Annotated in this window: 21 protein-coding genes and 1 pseudogene; 18 read left to right on the plus strand and 4 right to left on the minus strand. The window is 59.0% G+C overall.

Annotated elements, in window-relative coordinates:
* Positions 1-215: 215 nt before the first annotated feature.
* From BCY88_RS21700 to BCY88_RS21725, 6 genes are all read left to right on the plus strand, one after another.
* Entirely contained in the window at positions 216-794 is a 579-nt protein-coding gene (locus BCY88_RS21700) for a YqgE/AlgH family protein (protein ID WP_120346231.1), read from the plus strand.
* Between the two features lie 10 nt (positions 795-804).
* A complete protein-coding gene (gene ruvX / locus BCY88_RS21705; protein ID WP_120346232.1) occupies positions 805-1,245 on the plus strand; it encodes a Holliday junction resolvase RuvX in 441 nt (146 codons plus the stop codon).
* On the plus strand, positions 1,232-1,774 hold the full coding sequence (gene pyrR, locus BCY88_RS21710) for a bifunctional pyr operon transcriptional regulator/uracil phosphoribosyltransferase PyrR (RefSeq protein WP_120346233.1): 543 nt from the start codon (positions 1,232-1,234) through the stop codon (positions 1,772-1,774). The genes ruvX and pyrR overlap by 14 nt, the downstream gene beginning before the upstream one ends.
* 67 nt (positions 1,775-1,841) lie before the next feature.
* A complete protein-coding gene (locus tag BCY88_RS21715; protein WP_120346234.1) occupies positions 1,842-2,867 on the plus strand; it encodes an aspartate carbamoyltransferase catalytic subunit in 1,026 nt (341 codons plus the stop codon).
* Positions 2,868-2,881: 14 nt separating this feature from the next.
* Entirely contained in the window at positions 2,882-4,162 is a 1,281-nt protein-coding gene (locus BCY88_RS21720; RefSeq protein WP_120346235.1) for a dihydroorotase, read from the plus strand.
* Positions 4,163-4,199: 37 nt separating this feature from the next.
* A complete protein-coding gene (locus BCY88_RS21725; protein ID WP_120346236.1) occupies positions 4,200-5,060 on the plus strand; it encodes a lysophospholipid acyltransferase family protein in 861 nt (286 codons plus the stop codon).
* 11 nt (positions 5,061-5,071) lie between these two features.
* On the opposite strand, the gene BCY88_RS21730 is transcribed toward BCY88_RS21725, so the two are convergent.
* Positions 5,072-5,968: a symmetrical bis(5'-nucleosyl)-tetraphosphatase gene (locus tag BCY88_RS21730; RefSeq protein WP_183081421.1), complete on the minus strand. Its 897-nt coding sequence runs from the start codon at positions 5,966-5,968 to the stop codon at positions 5,072-5,074.
* A 226-nt stretch (positions 5,969-6,194) separates the two neighbouring features.
* On the opposite strand from BCY88_RS21730, the gene BCY88_RS21735 reads away from it, so the two are divergent.
* From BCY88_RS21735 to BCY88_RS21775, 9 genes are all read left to right on the plus strand, one after another.
* Positions 6,195-7,109, plus strand: a complete 915-nt coding sequence (locus BCY88_RS21735) for a GDP-mannose 4,6-dehydratase (RefSeq protein WP_120346237.1) — start codon at positions 6,195-6,197, stop codon at positions 7,107-7,109.
* Positions 7,110-7,372: 263 nt separating this feature from the next.
* Positions 7,373-8,434, plus strand: coding sequence for a dTDP-glucose 4,6-dehydratase (gene rfbB, locus BCY88_RS21740; protein WP_120346238.1), 1,062 nt, complete (start codon positions 7,373-7,375; stop codon positions 8,432-8,434).
* 10 nt (positions 8,435-8,444) lie between these two features.
* A complete protein-coding gene (gene rfbA, locus BCY88_RS21745; RefSeq protein WP_120346239.1) occupies positions 8,445-9,326 on the plus strand; it encodes a glucose-1-phosphate thymidylyltransferase RfbA in 882 nt (293 codons plus the stop codon).
* Positions 9,323-9,874 (plus strand): dTDP-4-dehydrorhamnose 3,5-epimerase, encoded by a 552-nt coding sequence (rfbC, locus tag BCY88_RS21750; RefSeq protein ID WP_120346240.1) that lies wholly within the window; start codon positions 9,323-9,325, stop codon positions 9,872-9,874. The genes rfbA and rfbC overlap by 4 nt, the downstream gene beginning before the upstream one ends.
* 11 nt (positions 9,875-9,885) lie before the next feature.
* Positions 9,886-10,782, plus strand: a complete 897-nt coding sequence (rfbD, locus tag BCY88_RS21755; protein ID WP_120346241.1) for a dTDP-4-dehydrorhamnose reductase — start codon at positions 9,886-9,888, stop codon at positions 10,780-10,782.
* A 59-nt stretch (positions 10,783-10,841) separates the two neighbouring features.
* Positions 10,842-11,429, plus strand: a complete 588-nt coding sequence (locus tag BCY88_RS21760; RefSeq protein ID WP_120346242.1) for an NUDIX hydrolase — start codon at positions 10,842-10,844, stop codon at positions 11,427-11,429.
* A gap of 436 nt (positions 11,430-11,865) precedes the next feature.
* Positions 11,866-12,645 carry an ABC transporter permease gene (locus tag BCY88_RS21765; RefSeq protein WP_259461471.1) on the plus strand — a complete coding sequence of 260 codons (780 nt, stop codon included), beginning with the start codon at positions 11,866-11,868 and terminating at the stop codon, positions 12,643-12,645.
* A 13-nt stretch (positions 12,646-12,658) separates the two neighbouring features.
* The gene (locus BCY88_RS21770) at positions 12,659-13,360 is read left to right on the plus strand and encodes an ABC transporter ATP-binding protein (protein WP_120346243.1); all 702 of its coding nucleotides are present in this window, start codon (positions 12,659-12,661) and stop codon (positions 13,358-13,360) included.
* Positions 13,361-14,129: 769 nt separating this feature from the next.
* A complete protein-coding gene (locus tag BCY88_RS21775) occupies positions 14,130-15,851 on the plus strand; it encodes a Stf0 family sulfotransferase (RefSeq protein ID WP_183081422.1) in 1,722 nt (573 codons plus the stop codon).
* 446 nt (positions 15,852-16,297) lie between these two features.
* On the opposite strand, the gene BCY88_RS40430 is transcribed toward BCY88_RS21775, so the two are convergent.
* On the minus strand, positions 16,298-16,534 hold the full coding sequence (locus BCY88_RS40430) for a site-specific integrase (RefSeq protein WP_259461472.1): 237 nt from the start codon (positions 16,532-16,534) through the stop codon (positions 16,298-16,300).
* A gap of 318 nt (positions 16,535-16,852) precedes the next feature.
* On the minus strand, positions 16,853-17,116 hold the full coding sequence (locus tag BCY88_RS21785; RefSeq protein ID WP_120346245.1) for a hypothetical protein: 264 nt from the start codon (positions 17,114-17,116) through the stop codon (positions 16,853-16,855).
* A gap of 47 nt (positions 17,117-17,163) precedes the next feature.
* On the opposite strand from BCY88_RS21785, the pseudogene BCY88_RS21790 reads away from it, so the two are divergent.
* From BCY88_RS21790 to BCY88_RS39590, 3 genes and pseudogenes are all read left to right on the plus strand, one after another.
* Positions 17,164-17,534, plus strand: a pseudogene (locus tag BCY88_RS21790) (phage tail tube protein).
* A 3-nt stretch (positions 17,535-17,537) separates the two neighbouring features.
* Entirely contained in the window at positions 17,538-17,795 is a 258-nt protein-coding gene (locus BCY88_RS21795) for a hypothetical protein (RefSeq protein ID WP_120346246.1), read from the plus strand.
* A 113-nt stretch (positions 17,796-17,908) separates the two neighbouring features.
* On the plus strand, positions 17,909-18,229 hold the full coding sequence (locus BCY88_RS39590) for a hypothetical protein (protein ID WP_147408543.1): 321 nt from the start codon (positions 17,909-17,911) through the stop codon (positions 18,227-18,229).
* Between the two features lie 872 nt (positions 18,230-19,101).
* Here BCY88_RS39590 and BCY88_RS21800 read toward each other — a convergent pair.
* Positions 19,102-20,118, minus strand: coding sequence for an acyltransferase family protein (locus BCY88_RS21800; protein ID WP_183081423.1), 1,017 nt, complete (start codon positions 20,116-20,118; stop codon positions 19,102-19,104).
* Positions 20,119-20,122: the final 4 nt, after the last annotated feature.

Here is a 20,122-nt window from a genome sequence, read left to right on the forward strand (position 1 = left end):
CTCAGCCAGCTCGCGGCGGCGAGCAAGGTTCGGACCTGGCGGCACGCGCAAGGCGTGTCGCAAAACACCGCTAAGCCCACCGTGGACAAGGCCTGCGTGCGTGATAGAGTGCAACTTGATTCGCCGTCGATGGCTAGCGGCGCAGTTCATCGCACACATCGCGGTACAGCGCTCAAAGCCCGCCATCCTGCACCGTCTTTGCTAAAATTCGAACTATGTCCAAGAGTACCGATCGCATCAATCTGACCAACCAGTTCCTGATCGCCATGCCAAGCATGGCCGATCCCACGTTTTCAGGAACGGTGGTCTACCTTTGCGATCACAGTGAGCGCGGTGCGCTCGGCCTCGTGATCAACCGGCCGACCGATATCGATCTTGAAGCGCTCTTCAGTCGCATCGATCTCAAGCTCGAGATCGAACCCCTTCTCCATGTGCCCGTATATTTCGGTGGCCCGGTGCAAACCGAGCGCGGCTTCGTGCTGCACGATCCGAAAGACGGCAATCCGTATACGTCGTCCATGTCGGTGCCGGGCGGGCTTGAGATGACCACCTCGAAAGACGTGCTCGAAGCCGTGGCGAGCGGCACCGGTCCGGAGCGCTTCCTGCTCACGCTCGGCCATGCCGGCTGGGGCGCGGGTCAGCTCGAGGAAGAGATTTCGAAGAATGGCTGGCTCACCGTTGAAGCCGACCCGAAAATCGTTTTCGACGTACCCGCCGAACAGCGCCTGGAAGCCGCGCTCGCGCTGCTCGGTATTTCGCTGTCGATGCTGTCGGGCGAAGCAGGTCACGCATGAAAGGTGACGTATGAGTCCGCCGGCCGGACGTGCGGCGACGCTGCTTGCGTTCGACTATGGTGAAAAGCGGATTGGCGTGGCAGTGGGCAACTCGCTCACCCGTAGCGCACGGGCGCTTGTGATCGTGCAGAACCGCAGCCGCGAATACCGTTTCGAGGCGATCGGCAAGCTGATTGCCGAATGGAAGCCGGACGCGCTGGTGGTCGGCTTGCCCATGCACCCGGACGGCACGCCACACGAAATGACTCAACTTGCGACGCGCTTCGGCAATCAGCTGAATGGCCGCTTCAATCTGCCGGTGACGTGGGTCGACGAACGCTATTCGTCGGTCGAGGCGAAGGCGGAAATTCGCGCCGGCAACGGCCGCGCCGACATGCTCGACGCCGAAGCCGCCAGCATCATCCTCCAGCAATATCTAGACGGACTTTCCGACGATCATGAGTTCCATTGACGCCGAAGCGCTCTACAGCGTTTTGCTCGAACAGATTCGTGCCGCCTATGGTGACAGACTCGGCGCCGGGCAGGACGGTGAGCAAGCCGCCGTGCTGGCCGGTATCCACAGCGGCGGCGCGTGGCTTGCCGAGCGCCTCGCGCACGATCTGCAGGTGGCGAGTTTCGGCGTGGTGAATGTCGCGTTGCATCGCGACGACTACGCCAAAAAAGGCCTGCACTCCCAAGCGAGCCCGACTTCGCTGCCGTTTTCCGTGGACAGGCGCCGCATCGTGCTGGTGGACGACGTGCTGTACACCGGCCGCACGATTCGCGCGGCACTGAACGAGTTGTACGACTATGGCCGGCCGGCGTCGGTCGAACTGGCGGTGCTCGCCGATCGCGGTGGGCGCGAGCTGCCGGTGGCAGCGCGGTTCCTCGGCGGCGTGGTGCAAGTGCCCGCGGAGTCGACGCTTGTGCTGGCCCGCGAGGAAGGCGGCGCCGGCGGCAATCAGCGTTTCGCCTTTCACACCGAAGCCCGCGTCGATTGAACGCGGCTTTGCGCTTCGAGCCGTATCGAGCCGCATCGAGCCGTATTAAGCAATAAGCAGGTACACCATGAACACCGCCACCCAGGCCTCCCAGGATTCCGCCGACAGCGCCACCGAGCGCTTTCGTTATGGCTTCCTGAAGGGCAATCCGCAGCTCACGAAAAACGGTGAGCTCAAACATCTGTTGTCGATCGAGGGCTTGCCGAAAGCGATCGTCAATCACATTCTCGATACCGCCGACCAGTTCGTCAGCGTGACGGATCGCGAAGTGAAGAAGGTGCCGCTGTTGCGCGGCAAGTCGGTGTTCAACCTGTTCTTCGAGAACTCGACGCGCACTCGCACGACCTTCGAGATCGCCGCGACACGCCTGTCGGCCGACGTGCTGAATCTGAATATCAATGCTTCGTCGACTAGCAAGGGTGAGTCGCTGCTCGACACAATCAACAACCTCTCGGCGATGCATGCCGATATGTTCGTCGTGCGTCATGCATCGAGCGGCGCGCCGTATCTGATTGCCCAGCACTGCGCGCCGCACGTGCATGTGATCAACGCCGGCGACGGCCGTCACGCACACCCCACCCAGGGGCTGCTCGACATGTACACGATCCGCCACTACAAGAAGGATTTCACGAATCTGCGCGTGGCGATCGTCGGCGACATTCTGCATTCCCGGGTCGCGCGTTCGGACATTCATGCGCTGACCACGCTCGGCGTGCCGGAAGTGCGCGCGATCGGTCCGCGCACGCTGTTGCCGGGCGGCCTGGAACAGATGGGCGTGCGCGTATTCCACAACCTCGACGAAGGCCTGAAAGACGTCGACGTGATCATCATGCTGCGTCTGCAGAACGAGCGGATGAGCGGCGCGCTGCTGCCGTCGGCGCAGGAGTACTTCAAGAGCTGGGGCCTGACGCCGGAGCGCCTCGCGCTGGCCAAACCCGATGCGATCGTGATGCACCCGGGTCCGATGAACCGCGGCGTCGAAATCGATTCGCAGGTGGCCGACGGCCCGCAATCGGTGATTCTGAACCAGGTGACGTTCGGTATCGCGGTGCGCATGGCGGTGATGGGGATTGTCGCGGGCAATCACGACTAAAAATAAGGTAGCGCATGAAGATTCATATTCAAGGTGGCACGCTGATCGATCCGGCAGCGGGCACCGAACAGCAACAGGACATTTTTATCGCGGCGGGCAAGATCGTCGCCATCGGCAACGCGCCCGCTGATTTCCAGGCAGCGAAGACGATCGACGCCAAAGGTTTGTCGATCGCGCCGGGACTCGTCGACCTGTCCGCGCGTTTGCGCGAACCGGGTTACGAACATAAGGCGACGCTCGAATCCGAAATGGCCGCGGCGGTGGCGGGCGGCGTGACGAGTCTCGTGTGTCCGCCGGACACCGATCCGACGCTCGATGAACCGGGTCTCGTCGAGATGCTCAAGTTCCGTGCGCGCAATCTGAACCGGGCGCATGTGTATCCGCTCGGTGCGTTGACCGTTGGCCTGAAAGGCCAGGTCATCACCGAGATGGTCGAGCTGACCGAAGCGGGCTGTATCGGGTTTTCGCAGGCGGACGTGCCGGTGGTCGACACGCAGGTGTTGATGCGGGCGTTGCAGTACGCGAAGACTTACGGCTTCACCGTGTGGCTGCGTCCGGTCGATGCGTATCTCGGCCGCGGCGGCGTGGCCGCGAGCGGTGCGCTGGCGTCGCGCCTTGGGCTGTCCGGCGTGCCGGTGTCGGCCGAGACGATCGCGCTGCACACGATTTTCGAGCTGGTCCGCGTGACGGGCGCGCGCGTGCATCTGTCGCATGTGTCGTCGGCGGCGGGCATCGAGCTGATGCGCGCGGCGAAGAAGGAGGGCTTGCCGGTATCGTGCGACGTCACCGTGAACCATGTGCATCTGATCGACCTCGACATCGGCTACTTCGACGCGCAATTCCGGCTCGATCCGCCGTTGCGCCAGCAGCGTGATCGCGAAGCGATTCGTGCGGGTCTCGCCGACGGTACGATCGACGCGATCTGCTCCGACCACACCCCGGTCGACGACGACGAAAAGCTTTTGCCATTTGCCGAAGCCACGCCAGGCGCGACGGGGCTCGAGCTATTCCTTTCGCTAACGGTCAAATGGGCCGACGAAGCGGGCGTGCCGTTGGCCAAGGCACTGAACCGCATTACCACGGCGCCGGCCGATGTGTTGAAGCTGGACGCGGCGGGCCGCATCGCCGTGGGCGCGGTCGCCGATCTGTGTGTGTTCGACCGCCACGCGTATTGGCGCGTCGAGCCACGCGCACTGAAGAGCCAGGGGCACAACACGCCGTTCCTTGGCTATGAACTGCCGGCGCGCGTGCGCACGACCATCGTGTCCGGTCACGTTGCATACGAACAGCGCTAATATTCGCCGCAATGCCCAGTTACGGAAAGCTCCGACAATGAAGCTCGCGTTACGCAAGGCCCGTCTCATCGCGCATCTGCTGCACGGCATGTGGACCGTCGCAACGCGCTTTCCCAAGGCCGGCGCGCAAGGGCGGCTGACGCTCAACCGCGAATGGTCGCTGAAAATGCTGCGTCTATGCGGCATGCGGCTCGTCGTGCATAACGACAGCGCGCGGCTCGACCGCGGCGCGCTGGTGGTCGCCAATCACATCTCGTGGATCGATATCTATGTGATCAACGCGTGGCGGCCCACGCCGTTCGTCTCGAAGGCCGAGATCCGGCAATGGCCGGTGGTCGGCTGGCTGGCGCAGCAACTGGGCACGGTGTTCATCCAGCGCGAGAAGCGCAGTGACGCGAAGCGCATCATGCACGAACTGTCCGACCGCCTGAGCGCGGGCGAACTGATGTGCGTGTTTCCCGAAGGGACGACGTCGAACGGTCTGACGCTGCTGCCGTTTCACGCGAATATGTTCCAGGCCGCTGTGTCGGCCTCGGCGCCGGTACAGCCGCTGTGCATCATGTATGAAGATGCGCAGGGCCGGCAATCCACCGCGCCTGCGTATATCGACGATCTGACGCTGGCTGATTCGCTGAACATGCTGTTGCGCGGCGGCCCGTTGACCGCGCACGTGTATGTCGGCGCGCCGCTTGCGCCGGGTGCGGACAGACGCACGCTGGCGGCCGAGGCAGAAGGGGTGATTGCCGCGGCGCTGCGGGAGATGCAGGGCGGTGCGACAGCTTCTGGTGCTGCGATTGCGGCGGCGATTTCCGCGGGCGGCGCCGCTAGCGTTTCTGGCGACTCCAGCGCTTCGGCGCCATTGATCGAGCCGGCCGATCAATCCAGCCGGTCGGCTTGAAGCGCTGACTTTTAGTTGCCGCCGTTTGGCACACGGCAGCTTTCGCAGTCGACCTGAGTCAGCGTGCGCTCTGCGGGATTCTGCGCAAGGCGCACGGCGGAGAGCTTCTCGCCCCATACGCAGCCGGAATCCAGGCCAATCAGGTTGTCGCGCAGGGTCAGCCCGAGTGCGGCCCAATGACCGAATACGACGGTGACGTCCGCGGTTTTGCGCGACGGCACGTCGAACCACGGCATGCTGCCCGGCGGCGCGGAATTCAGGCCGCCGCTGCTGCTGAAATCCATCGCACCTTCGGCATTGCAGAAACGGATGCGCGTGAGCGTGCTGCACGTGAGGCGCAGCCGCTCGATGCCCTTGATGCCGGGTGTCCAGCGATTCGGCTCGTTGCCGTATAGCCCCGCGAGCGTTTCCTTCCAGTTCGGCGCGCGCAATGCGCGCTGCAATTCATCGGCAAGCTCCATCGTCAAAGCAGCGTCCCATTGCGGCAGCACGCCCGCATGCACCATGAGCATGCCGTTGTCGAAATGCGCGAGCGGACGGTGGCGGACCCATTCGAGCAGATCGGCGGCATCCGGCGCTGAGAGGATGTCGTCGATCGTGTCGCCTTTCTTCGATTTGCGGATGCCCGCCGAGACCGACAGCAGATGTAAGTCGTGGTTACCCAGCACCGGCACCGCGCGCTCGCCCAGCGCGATGATGTCGCGCAGCGTGGCGAGCGATTCGGAGCCGCGGTTGATCAGGTCGCCGGCGAACCACAGCGGGGTGTCCGCGGGCGGCGCGGCCTTGGCCAGCAGCCGCTGGAACGGCGTTCGGCAGCCTTGCAGGTCGCCGAATGCGAGCGGTAGCGGCTGTCTGGCGGCGGGCGGAGCGGCAGTATAGGCGGCGGTGGAAGTGGTGGAGGATGTCATCGGGAAGTCGGTGCAGTTCGATACACGCGGTTACGAACAAGGCGTGCCGCGTTGGGCGGTGCAGCAAGTTAGCGTGACATAATAGCCCGTTTGAAGCACGGATATCGTGGTATGGGCTGCGAGGAGCCGCCACCAACCGGCTTGGCCGGGGAGGTTGTCAGGCGTACCGCCGCCCGCGCGCGCGATATTGCACCACAACAGGATGACCCTCGTGAACGGAGAAAGCATGTCGTCTTTTCATGCGCATCAACCTGTCCGCACGCTCGTCACTGGGGCGAGTGGCTTCACGGGCCGCTATCTGGTCGACAATCTGCTCGGCCGCGGTCATACCGTGATCGAAACGGTGGCCGGGCGTAACGAAGCGGAAACGCCGACGCGCCTGAGGCTCGACATTACGTCGCCCGACGCATGCCGGCGCGTGATCGAAACGGTGCGCCCCGACTACATCGTGCATCTGGCGGCGATCAGTTTCGTCGGCCATAACGATCCGCTCGACTTTTACCGCGTCAACGTGATCGGCACGCTGAATCTGCTGGAGGCTTGCGCGGCCGTCGGCCATACGCCCCGCAAGCTATTGATCGCGAGCAGCGCGAATGTCTACGGCAACGTCACGAGCGACGCCATCGACGAAACCTTTCCGGTCACGCCGGTGAACCACTATGCCGCCAGCAAGGCGGCGATGGAAACGATGGTGCGGACCTGGTTCGACCGGCTGCCCATCCTGATCGTGCGGCCGTTCAATTACACCGGACGTGGGCAGGCAGCGAACTTCCTCGTGCCGAAGATCGTCGAGCATTTCGCGCGGCGCGAACCGGCTATCGAACTCGGCAATATCGATGTGGCGCGCGATTTCTCGGACGTGCGCTATGTGGCGAGCGCCTATGAGGCTTTGCTCGAATCCGAGGCGGCTGCTTCGGAGACGGTTAATGTCTGTACTGGCACGCCTTATACGCTGCGGGAGATTCTCTCGGCGGCGAGCGATCTGACCGGGCACGAGATCGAAATTCAGGTCAATCCGGCTTTCGTGCGTCAAACCGACGTGAAGATGCTGGCCGGGTCGCCCGCCAAGCTGCGTTCGCTGGCGCCGAAGGTGGAGGCTATTCCGTTTATGGATACGTTGCGGTGGATGTTGGCGGCGTAAGGAAACATTTCTGCGCGTGGATGCCCGATTTGTCCTGCACTTGCCTTACAGCCTGGCGGTTCTGTCAGGCTGTTCCGGGTTGCCTGGGTCGGGTTGTCATCGGCGCGGCTTTATAATCGTGGCTCAATAAGATCGGCGTTTCAGCGTCTGTCCACGAGGGGCAGGGGTTGCCGCGGGCGTCGACACAGTGTGAACACCACAACGCGAGGTGAGCGGATCAGCAGGCCGAGTTGATCCGCCACTACCATCTAGAAGGAAATTTCATGATCCTGGTAACGGGCGGCGCGGGCTTTATCGGCGCCAATTTCGTGCTCGACTGGCTCGGTACGTCGGACGAAGCGGTACTGAACGTCGACAAGCTGACCTACGCCGGCAATCTCGGCACGCTTAAGTCGCAACAGGACAACCCTCGCCATATCTTCGCCCGCGTCGATATCTGCGATCGCGCCGCGCTCGACGCGCTTTTCGCCGAGCACAGGCCGCGCGCCGTGCTGCACTTTGCCGCCGAAAGCCATGTGGACCGTTCAATCCACGGTCCGGCGGATTTCGTGCAAACCAACGTGGTCGGCACCTTCACCTTGCTCGAAGCCACGCGTCAGTACTGGAGTGCGCTCGGTGAGGCCGACAAGGCCGCGTTCCGTTTCCTGCACGTCTCGACGGACGAAGTGTTCGGCTCGCTCTCCGCTACCGATCCGCAATTCTCCGAAACCACGCCGTATGCGCCGAATAGCCCCTACTCGGCCACCAAGGCGGGTTCCGATCATCTGGTGCGCGCTTACCATCACACGTATGGTCTGCCGGTGCTCACCACGAACTGCTCGAACAACTACGGCCCGTACCAGTTCCCCGAGAAGCTGATTCCGCTGATGATCGCCAACGCACTGGCCGGCAAGGCACTGCCCGTGTACGGCGACGGTCAGAACGTGCGCGACTGGTTGTACGTCGGCGACCATTGCAGCGCGATCCGCGAAGTGCTCGCGCGCGGCACGCCAGGTGAGACGTACAACATCGGCGGCTGGAACGAAAAGAAGAACCTCGACGTCGTGCATACGCTGTGCGACCTGCTCGACCAATTGCGCCCAAAGGCGGGCGCCTCCTACCGTGACCAGATCACCTACGTGAAGGATCGTCCGGGCCATGACCGCCGCTATGCGATCGACGCGCGCAAGCTCGAACGCGAACTCGGCTGGAAGCCCGCAGAAACCTTCGAGACCGGGCTCGCGAAAACGGTTCGTTGGTATCTCGACCATCAGACGTGGGTCGACGAAGTGGCTTCCGGTGAATACCGGAAGTGGGTCGAGACGAACTACTCCCAACGGTCATAAGGGGTTTGAGATGGCGCGCAAGGGCATTATTCTGGCCGGTGGTTCCGGCACTCGCTTGTACCCGATCACGCAGGTCGTATCGAAGCAACTCCTGCCGGTGTACGACAAGCCAATGATCTACTACCCGCTGTCGACACTGATGATCGCCGGCATCCGCGACGTACTGATCATCTCGACACCCGAGGACACGCCGCGTTTCGCGTCGATGCTCGGCGACGGCAGCCAATGGGGCATGAATTTCCAGTACGCAGTGCAGCCGTCACCGGACGGGCTCGCGCAGGCGTTCATCATTGGCCGCGATTTTGTCGGCAACGATCCGTCGGCGCTGATTCTCGGCGACAACATTTTCTACGGCCACGATCTTGCGAGCCAGCTCGGCCACGCGAACCAGCGCACCGACGGCGCGACCGTGTTCGCGTATCACGTGCAGGATCCCGAACGATATGGCGTGGTCGAGTTCGACAAGGATTTTCGCGCGCTGTCGATCGAGGAAAAGCCACTCACGCCGCGCTCGAATTACGCGGTTACCGGTCTCTATTTCTACGATCGCGACGTCTGCAATATTGCCGCCGATATCAAACCGTCCGCGCGTGGCGAGCTCGAAATCACCGACGTCAATTCGACGTACCTGAAGGCCGGCAGGCTGAGCGTCGAGTTGATGGGGCGCGGCTACGCATGGCTCGATACCGGCACGCACGATTCGCTGATCGATGCGGCGACGTTTATCGCGACCTTGCAGAAGCGCCAGGGCCTGGTGGTCGCGTGTCCTGAAGAAGTGGCGTTCCGTCAGCGCTGGATCGGCGCGGAACAGGTCGAACAGCTCGCGAGACCGCTCGCGAAGAACGCCTACGGTAAATATCTGCTCAAGCTCGTTTCGGATCCTCTCGCATGAAGCTCAACATTATTCCGACCTCGCTGCCGGAAGTGAAAATCATCGAACCCAAGGTGTTTGCGGATGCCCGCGGGTTTTTCTTCGAAAGCTTCAATGCGAAGGAGTTTGCGCAAGCGCTCGGCGTCGAAGTCGAGTTCGTGCAGGACAACCACTCGTTGTCCGCGAAGAACGTCGTACGTGGTTTGCACTACCAGCTCGTGCGGCCGCAGGGCAAGCTCGTGCGCGTCGTGTCGGGTGAGGTGTTCGACGTCGCGGTCGATATCCGCAAGGGTTCGCCGACCTTCGGTCAATGGGCGGGCGAGCGGCTGAGCGCGGAGAACAAGCGGCAGATGTGGATTCCGGCTGGCTTCGCGCACGGCTTCGCGGTGTTGTCGGAGCAGGCCGAGTTCCTGTACAAGACCACCGACTACTGGTACGCCGAACACGAGCGCTGCATGCTGTGGAATGATCCGCGGATCGGCATCGAATGGCCGCTCGACGGTGAACCGCTGCTGGCCGCGAAAGACGCTGCCGCGCCGCGTTTGGCCGACGCCGAATTGCCGGATTGACGGGGGCGGCTATGAGCGAGCAGCGTGTCGTGTTACTGACTGGCACCAACGGCCAGGTTGGTTTCGAATTGCAACGTAGTTTGCAGGGGCTGGGCAGAATCGTCGCGCTTGATCGCAGCCGGCTGGATCTGCGCGACTCGCAGCAGATTCGCGAGGTTGTGCGCGCAACCAAACCGGCGTTGATCGTCAACCCGGCTGCGTACACCGCGGTCGATGCGGCGGAAAACGACGTCGCGGGTGCCACGCAGCTCAACGTCGAAGCGCCTCGCGTGCTGGCTGAAGAGGCGAAGCGCCTGGGGGCGGCCCTTGTGCACTATTCCACCGACTACGTGTTTGATGGAAAGAAGACCACGGCGTACGTCGAAGACGATGAGCCGAACCCGCAGAACGTGTATGGGCGCACCAAGCTCGAGGGTGAACAGGCGATTATCGAATCGGGTTGCTCGCATCTGATTTTTCGCACGAGTTGGGTCTACGGAACGCGCGGCAAGAACTTCCTGTTGACAATGCTGCGCCTCGGCGCCGAGCGCAGCGAGCTAAGCGTGGTGGCCGATCAGTATGGCGCCCCCACGTGGGCGAATACCATTGCTGCTCTGACTTCAAACGTGCTTGCGCAGACGGTGGGGTCAAGGGCGAGTGATTGGGACGACTGGTGGTCGTCATGTTCAGGTGTCTATCATTTGACAGCCTCGGGCGAGACGTCCTGGCACGGGTTCGCGCAAGCTATCTTCGAGCTGTCCGGGCTGGCGGCGAAGCCTCAGGTGATGCCGCTTCCCGCTGCGTCCTATCCCACCGCGGCCACGAGACCGGGCAATTCCCGTCTTTCGAACGACAAGCTTGCGGACATATTCGGTGTTCGTGCGCCGGACTGGCGCGATGCGTTGAGTCTTTGCATGGCGGCGCGGTGAGCGCCGTACAGGCTGGCGCCGGTGTGCCGCCTACTCAAACCTGATGCAGGAGCACGAAGATGTCAGACCGTGAGCGTATCCGTGTGACAGCCAGAGAAACATTGTCGAATGAGCGGCGGCGGTTGGAGAAGCTGACCTACGAATATGACCGTAGCGACGGCAGCACGCAATTGCTTACCAACGAGACATACCATGTGGACGACGGCGCTGCCGGGTTGCTCTATGACCTTGCGCGCGGCACCGTTGTGCTGGTGCGGCAGTTCCGTTTGCCTGCCTATCTGCAGGGTTCGAGTGGCTTCACGCTCGAGGCGGCAGCCGGTTTTCTGGATGGCGCGTCGCCGGAAGATCGTGTGCGCGCGGAGATCATGGAGGAAGCTGGCTATCGCGTGTCTTCGGTCAAGAAGGTATGCGAGGCGTTGATGGTGCCGGGGTGTGTCGCCCACACGGTGCATGGTTTCGTCGCGCCGTATACGCCGGAAGACAAGATCACAGCCGGTGGCGGACTGCTGAAAGAGGGCGAGGATATTTCGGTAGTCGAACTATCGATCGACGAGGCGTTGCGGATGATTGAGAGCGGCGAGATTGTGGATGGCAAGACAATCATTCTGCTGCAGTATGTGGCGCTGCATTTGTTCCGGGCGTCTTGAGAACAACCCATGTTCGGGCACGGCGGGTGCGTGCCGGATTGAACAGAACGTTGGCTTTTTACATGCAACTTCCTGTAACACGCGAGCAAGTTGCTTCGATCGATGCGGGGGCGAGGGCCCCAGGTTCGCCGCGATCCTGACGCGTTGACAAGGTGATACATGTGCGGGATACTCGCCGGGCTATAATTTTGGGGCATTGCTTCTTTCAGTATGTCCCCTGTTTCAAGCCTTTAGGGCGGTTCGTCGAAGTAACAAGCCTCGCTGCGCCCGCGGCAACGAACGATAAGCAGAGGAGCGCAGTCGCCACCTGCAGCAGGTTAGCGCAGGCGGTTGATTTCAATGTGTGGCGAATGGCGCCACACTCTGTTTGCTCCATTCCCAGTTGAACAAATACAGTCCAGCGGACTGATCTTTCGAGTCGTCAAGTGTGAAGTATTTGAACGCCGTAAATGATGTCCGGGATGGTTTGCGTAGCCGCGAGTTGTGGCTCGCGCTCGGCATGCAGGATATCCGTCAACGCTATCGCCGCTCCATGCTCGGGCCATTCTGGCTGACGATTAGCATGGGCGTGATGATCGGCGCCATGGGGCCGTTGTACGGGTCGCTGTTTGGATATAACGCCGCGTCCTTTATCCCGCACCTGGCGCTTGGCTTGATTTTCTGGGGCTTTATTGCCGGACAGATCAGCGATTTCGGAGAAGCGTTTTCGAATTCGACGAACTATCTGCGGCAAATGAAGCTGCCGCTCTCGATGTTCGTGCTTCGGGTGATGTATCGGCACTCGATCATACTTGCTCACAACATCATTGTTTTCGTCATCATCTGGGCGATTTTGCCGGTTCATTTGAATGCGAGCCTGCTGGTTTTGCCGTTTTCCATACTCCTCGTGCTAATCAATCTGTTCTGGATTGGCGTTATCACGAGTATCTTTTGCACGCGGTATCGCGACATGCAACCGGTGATCGGCAATCTGGTGCAGGTCATGTTCTTCGTGACACCGATTATCTGGAAAGCGGAGCAGTTGTCACCCGCGCGGCAGCATCTGATCCACCTCAATCCGTTCTTCTATCTTCTGGAACTCCTGCGTGAGCCCTTGCTCGGTACGATGCCGACGGCTGATATCTGGATTCGGGCTGCGGGAATGGCGGTGGTTGGAACCGCGTTGGCGCTGTATATGCTCGGCAAGTGCCGGCATCGCGTTACATACTGGCTTTAAGGGGAACGTTCGAATGCATATCTCTCTAGAGAACGTGAGCGTACGCTTTCCCATTTACGACGCTAAGCAACGGTCGTTCAAGCGCGCAGTGATGGCAGCTGCCACCGGCGGCCAATTTGTAGGCAAGTCTGGGCACACGGTCGTTGAGGCACTCCACGAAATCAATCTGGAGATTGCCGAGGGCGATCGGGTAGCACTGCTTGGCGGCAATGGAGCGGGCAAGACGACCTTGCTGCGGGTGCTTGCCGGGGTGTACCACCCCGAGGAAGGCTCTGTTCGAGTAGAGGGCCGCGTTACCAGCTTGCTGGACTCCATGCTCGGCATGGATCTGGAGTCCACCGGGTACGAAAATATGTATCTGCGCGGACTTTTTCTTGGCCTCAAAGCCAAGCAAATCGCAGCACTAGCAGACGAGATCGCTGAGTTCAGTGAACTGGGCAATTTTCTGAACGTGCCAGTGCGGACCTATTCGTCAGGGATGACGTTGCGACTCGCGTTTTCGATATCGACGATCATCAAACCTGAAGTCCTACTAATGGACGAGTGGATGAGTGTCGGTGACGAGCATTTCAAACACAAGGCCGAGGAGCGACTTGAACAATTCGTGAGCGATGCGGGCATTCTGGTTATCGCGACGCATGATCATGGTCTTGCAGATCGCCTCGCCAATCGCCGGATCACGATGGAACATGGGTCGATTGTCGAGTCAACCTGACTTTTCTCGTGCAGGTGGTCGGTGCGGCGCGCGCTGCTGTTCTTTCCGATGACATAAGCGCCAATATCTTCGACTTGAACGGGTGCGAGACTTCGATATCTGGACGACGTCCTTCGCCGAGTCGCTTCCTTCCTTGATCGCACTACGATTCGTTCCCGGCAGCGGGCCGCTTGATGCCGGTTGCCGCCGGCCCCATGCTTATTGCATGCGCATTGCCATGTTAGGTCTGCCGCGAGCAAGTGGATCGACCCCGAACTCTTGAGCCGCGCTCGCTGCTGCTGTCCCGCCCACTCGTCGGTTTCCCTTTCTTTTCGGTTACTGGCGCGTTGCCCGCGCATGGTTCCAGATTCCCATGAAAGACCGTCGTGTCGTGGTGGTTCATGACAGGTTGTATCGTTCCTCTCGAATGTGGCAACGACGTCGATTTGGCGAGAATATTGTCGCTATCAATGAAATGATTTATATTTGAAGCGGAGTTCGATATTGATCGACTGAATGAGATCGATCATAAATTTTTTAAAAATGCGTTACTATTTTTAACTATTATTACACGCGCCGGTGTGGTAGCAAGTTATTTTAACTGATCATTCTGACTGGCGCTTATTGCACGAGAAAAATGTTTAGAAATTTTTTTACAGACGTACTGCACCGGATTTTTCCTTCAAGTACTCTTTTTGAAGTGAAAGACGTTAGTATGGTCGCGAGTTTGGATGAGGGTCAGGCTCAGTCGACAGGCGAACCGCATGACGACACGACAGGGAGCTCAACCATGAATAATCGTGACCAAAAATCTGCTTCATCTCCGGATGAACGCTCTGAAGCGCTAGTTACTAAGGCGATTTCGGAATTGGATCGAGCTATTATCCCATCGGTTAATATTTCCTTTTCCGCTGAGTCCGTGACAGAATTTGGTGAAGAAATCGATAATTTCTGGTTTTTTGCGTTCAGGAAGCATCTCTATTCTGACGCAGGGGTGAAGAAGTGGTACGCCCCTCCGCTCGGAGGGGCGGAGGAAGTTAATGCGGGTTTTGCGCTAATCAATCTTGATAATCGCACGGCAATGTCGGACGGGTTAACGCTTTTACCGAAGCAATTGCTACTTGTCGCGCATCCGCGCAAGACTCTGGCGGCTAGGGTACGTCTCGTGAAGGAAGGCTTATATTGCATCGTCGCTGAATTTTCATCTGACGCAACGGCGTCTGCGTTTTCCGTCGCCGTCAATGTCAACGGGCAGTCGATATGGGAGCGGGAATTTAAGGATAAGGAAGTTTGTTCCGTTTACGCTGGCCACCTGAACCTCGCTGAAAACAGCTTTGTGGATTTTTTGATCAATTCCCGTCCGAAAGGCGATTCCGAACCGTGCAAAGCGGGTCTGCGATTTGCACTTTTTAAGTGCGACGAGGTAACAGGGGCAGTCCGGTTCCGGTGCGATGATGAATGCTCATCACTCGACACAACTGAGGCGTTGAAGTGGGTGGCTGCGATACCGTTCGCTCCCAGGGTCGTAGATCATGCGCCGGTTGATCTGCGAGCACGTGCCGAGATTTTTGATCGTTGCTGGACGTTAAACCGGAAATATCTAGCGTCGCTCTTTCCTAAGGAATCTGCTGAGATTATCGCCGATGTGACAAATCGCAGCTTGGAGGCGCCGGTGAAATATGCAATTTGTATGATTCCGCGTTCGGGCTCAACGCTCCTAGGGGAACTACTCAGTTCTACAGGTAAATTGGGATATCCGATTGAATATTTTGTTCCCGATATTATCCGGTCTCTGTCGATAGCATTCTCGGACCTATTTTCGTCATATGAAAATCTGCTCAAGACAGGTTTTTCGACCGAAAATGGCGTCTTCGGAATCGAGGTTGAAGGTGTGCGTTTTTTTGAGGAAGATCAGTTTTTTAGAAACCTCAATCAATGGCGTGTCATTTATCTCACCCGAAACAATATTCTTGCACAAGCAATATCGCTTGCTATTTCAGAGCGTTCCGGTGTGTGGCACAGCTTTGACCAGAACGATAAGCACGGTCAATGCTTGCTTGACAATAACACAATCAAATGGCAGTTGAATTTTCTGCTTGAAAACGAGCGCAATTTTGAAAAATTATTTGCCGATAGAAATATCACGCCACTGAAAGTGATTTATGAAGATCTGGTGCAGGATCCTGGTGCCCAGATTCGTAACATCGCTGAATATGTGGGGGTGATGGACATCGAGATTCCGAGCATTGATATTTCAAATACTGTACTTAAGCCGACCCGGACGGGAATTAATCGTTACTACGAGTTAATGATCATTATGACCGGGGGTGAGTTTTGGGGGTACAATTTTTATACCATTGAGGGGCGCGAAGTAGCCGCATTAACGGGCACGCGTGTTGATCTGCTCGCGTTGAGCCGGGACCGCGCGCCAGTGGTATTTGTCGGCAGCGATCGCGATGAGCTTCGTGCGCGGGTGGAAGCGTATATCGTCAAGAGGCTCGCGGATTTTTGATGCGGGCATTTGAGCGAAATTGTGGTAAGCGTCGCGGCAGTAGCGTCTTCACAGAGAGCGGCAAAATTGCCAATCTGATTCCCATCAGAATCTGATGGAAACCAGATTGATGGAAGCGAAGGCAAGAGGCCGCAGGCTGGGATCGAAGAACTATTGGCTTTGCACGAACTGTTCCGTTCCTGCCCCCGGTACCACCCGCCCAGCAAGAGATTCGCAGCTTCTGGCATTTTCGCATTCTCACTGGGGTGTGAGTTTTTCTACCCTAAACCGAATTCCCCCTGATCCGTTCTCTTCTGCCCAATCTTCCCGATCGCTACAGCGAGCCTGTCCGTGACCCGGTGTGAATACCGCTTCGTTGACACGACGGACTTATGCCCCAGCACACCCCCAACCGTGAATAGGTCGATGCCGGCGTTGATCATCTCCCACGCGGCGCGTGCGCGTTTCTACGCCTCTTCGAACTGTTTGACCGTCAGCGTAAACCGCACGCGGCGCGCCAGCACGGCGACGTGCGGGTGGATCGGTATGATGCGCTGCCGACCGTTCTTTGTGTCGCCGAGCGAATATCCCTGACGTGAGACTTTTGCCATCAGGATCTCGCCGCGGCGCATACTCGAGTAGAACGCTGTCCGGATGGCCGCGCGGACCTCACGGTGCTTGCACGCGCGCGCGATCTGCAGCATCTCTTTCCGGTGCAGGTAATCGTGCCGCCATTATTGACCGCTGGGATCATCATGCGCGCGGTCTGGTCGACCTCTAATCGGCCGATCTTATGGGCGTATTGATCGCTGCTCGAAGGCACGCGAGCACATTGCGGATTGCGGCATCGGAGAGGAGGTGCTTGGTGCGACGAAGATGGTCGACGCTCGCCCGAATGTATCCGACGAAGCGGATCGACTAGGCATGCAGATCATTCGCGTCCTGGTCCGCGTACTCCGGCGCCCATTTCTCGAGAATCTGCACCCGTTTGAGGCCATCCTTCCACCCTGCTCGCTTGTCTGTCAGGTGATGGATCTCGTTCGCCCGTGAATTCCGGTCTGGTAACGCCGGCCAAGATCGTCGGCGACCTTATCGCGCTCTGTCAGGAGCGTGAAGCGGATGGCTTCGTTCAGAATTCCGATGCGTATGCCGCAGCACTTCAGGTCGTCAAGAACACGACGAACCCGAACCACGTGGACATTCGGTCGCCTGACACTCCGGTGAATCAGCTCCGTACTTTCGCGACCCTCATGCAGTTCCGCCTCCGGTATGCCAACAACCGCCATAGCAGAGCCGCCTTCGGGCGGCTTTTTCACTTTCTGGAGAGGAATCGATGTCTTCGAACCAAATTGCCGGTATTGCCCAGGCGACAATCGACGGCGTAACGCAGCAATTGGAGGGACGCCTGAAGTATTCGGTCTCGACGGTCAAGCGTGAGGCGCTGCTCGGGAAAGACGGCTTCCACGGACGAAAGGACCCCCAGTCGCACCGTTCATGGAGATGGTGCTTCGTGATTCCGGTGGCCTGACGGTCGCCAATTTCAACGCGATGCGCAATTCGACGATTGTCGTGACGCTGGCGAGCCGCAAGATCGTCACCGGCCGGAACATGGGCGCCGTCGACGTTCAAGAGGTCAATACGGAGGACGCAAAACTGAGGGTCCGTTTCGAAGGCTCGCAGGTGTCGAAGCAGATCGCGAGTTAATCCATGAACGAAGAACAGAAAAAGAAACCGCGCAAGGTCATGCCGTTTGAAATGACCATCGAATTGCGCAAGCCGATCGAACTTACTTGGGCTGCACCTGCGACCGGCACACCGCAATATGCGCCCTCCGGAAATCCGATCACGAACACGCCAGTGACCGATGTCTCTGCCTATGCGTGGAATATGCTTCGGCTGAAATTTACAACGTCATCATCGCCGCAGGGCTGGCGAAGAACAGGAGCGCATGGAATCCGTTGCTAGCTGCAATTCAAACGATATTACAAGGGAGCACCGCGAACGTTGAAGTTGACACTGGCGCGGCGAATGTTTAAGTCGTCGCATTCACGCCGGCGCTCATCACACCGGTGCCTTGGGTGCCGTTCTCGTTCAAGGTAAAGACGACGAACACGGGGGTATCGACGCTGAATACCACCGGAACAGTCGAGCCATTGGTCGGCGGCGCGCATCTCACGCTGAAAGGCAATGAATTAGTCGCGAATGGCAACGCGCTCGTCTATTGGAACCCGGCGCTCGCCTCAGGGGCAAGTTCTTACGTTCTGACGTTCTGCTCGGGTGCTTTGTCGCGACGAGTACCGGAAGCGCAGGCGGTTACACCATCGGACTACCTGCTGCTACAGGCAACGCTGGCAAGCAGATCACTATCTATAACAGCTCGACAGGCACGCTTACGCTAACCGCAGGCAACTTCAATACTGCCTATGGGGCGGCTACGACGAGCATCGTGCTGCCCGCAAATACCTGTGTTACGCTGGAATGCGATGGCACGTCCTACAGCGGGCTGGGCGGTTCTGGCGCAATCGGTAACACGGTGCGGCCACACGCGGCGAATAGCACCCCTAGCGACTTCGTGCAGATCACCACTTCCACTAAATATTCGTTGCCGGCTGGCGGCACATGGGTCTATGCGATCCCAATACAGCGGCGACATCCGCAGGGGGCGATTGCGGGCATTCTCGCTGGTGGCAGGTCAATTTTGACCCCCTCAAGCAGTAACGCTCAAGGCTGGGCATGGAGAGTCCAATACTGTCACTGATTTTCACACAGATGGGGTTCGCGTCTACCGACATGGCGTCATCGGCAACGCCCGCGACTCATGGCTACGTGGGGGCACTTGGCGGGCTGACCTACCATGTTCATGCTGTGGCAACCCCTGACGCTTTTGAGGCGCTTATCGCGGCTATCTCGGAAGAACAGGTAACAGTCGACCCGTATGTGGCACCTGTTGTCGTTCCACCTACACTTGCCGAACAGGCTGCAACTGCGATGGGCACCGGACCCACAATCACGTCCACATTGGCGTCTGCCCTAGATAGAACGTATGGCGTGAGTGGCCCATCATTGGCGGCACGATCTTCGCCGACGACACCACGACAGTTGTATGACCCGACATGAGCCGGGGAAACCATACATTCAACCCAACGCAGGCAAAGGCGTTCTTCACGGCTGCCGGTGTATATGTGGCGGTTCTTTACAAATGCCAGAACGGCACACTGGCGGCACTTCTTGAAGCGAGCGCGACAATCGCTTAAGCGTCCGCTGCTGCAGATCAGGTTGTCGTCGGCTCCTCGTCTAGTTGTGCATGCGTTCGAGTCGATGGCTTCCGGCCAAACAGCTTGCGGCTCGGATAGTCGACGAGATACAGCGCAGCCGTCGAAAGTAGGATCATCGACGCTAGCGTGATTATTGAGCGGTTGGAACCGAGCTTTAGCGCGATTACCATCGCCGGAATGTGGAAGAGGTATAGCGGGAACGATAGATCGCCGAGGAAGTTACAGATCTTGATCGCCCGCTTGCCCATCGTCAGTTCGCCGCTCATCACCAAAACGAAAATAGTGATAAACAGCGGAGCGCCGGTAAAATGACCATGTGTCAGCGCGAATACTGACGGTAGCGCAAGCACTACGAAACCGAGCGGCGTTCCACTCATCCGGTGGTACAGGAAACCGGTGATCCATAGCCACGACAGGGTCAGGAAAGGAAGACCATGCGACAGGCCCTCAATACCATGACCGGGTGGTGGTGAAATTTTCATGAACGCCCACAATGACAGGGCGATCCAGATTCCCAATGCAATGTTCGGTACTTTCTTAAGTGCTGGCGCGAACATATAGTGCCACCACTCCGGGCTGAGCGACCATATCTGACCAACCATCGGCAGCGACATGCCGATGACCGTCTGGAGCATGAACAGCGATGCGATGATCGTCGAAGGCGATGCGGCCGGGATCGTGTCGCCGCTAGGAAGTACAAAGCCGCCTGGCATCCAGAGTGAAAGTGCCACACCAGTGGCAATCGTCGCAAGGTATAGCGGCCAGATACGAATGCATCTGCGCCGGTAGAAGCCTTTTGTTTCGCGGTCGACGCTGGCAGCGATGCTGAACCCAGACAGGATGAAGAAGCCGAATACCGCGCTCCCCGGGTTCAGGTAGCCGTTACCAAAAAGGTGCGTTGGGTCGGGTCTGACAAACAGCGCAAAATGGCCAACGGCTACGGTGCCGGCGAGGAAAAATCGCAGAGCGGCCAGAACGCCCCATTGAGCGGCGCTTTCTTTTTCATGAATCAATGGT

The sequence above is a fragment of the Paraburkholderia fungorum genome (genome assembly GCF_003610895.1).
GTDB classification, from domain to species: domain Bacteria; phylum Pseudomonadota; class Gammaproteobacteria; order Burkholderiales; family Burkholderiaceae; genus Paraburkholderia; species Paraburkholderia fungorum_B.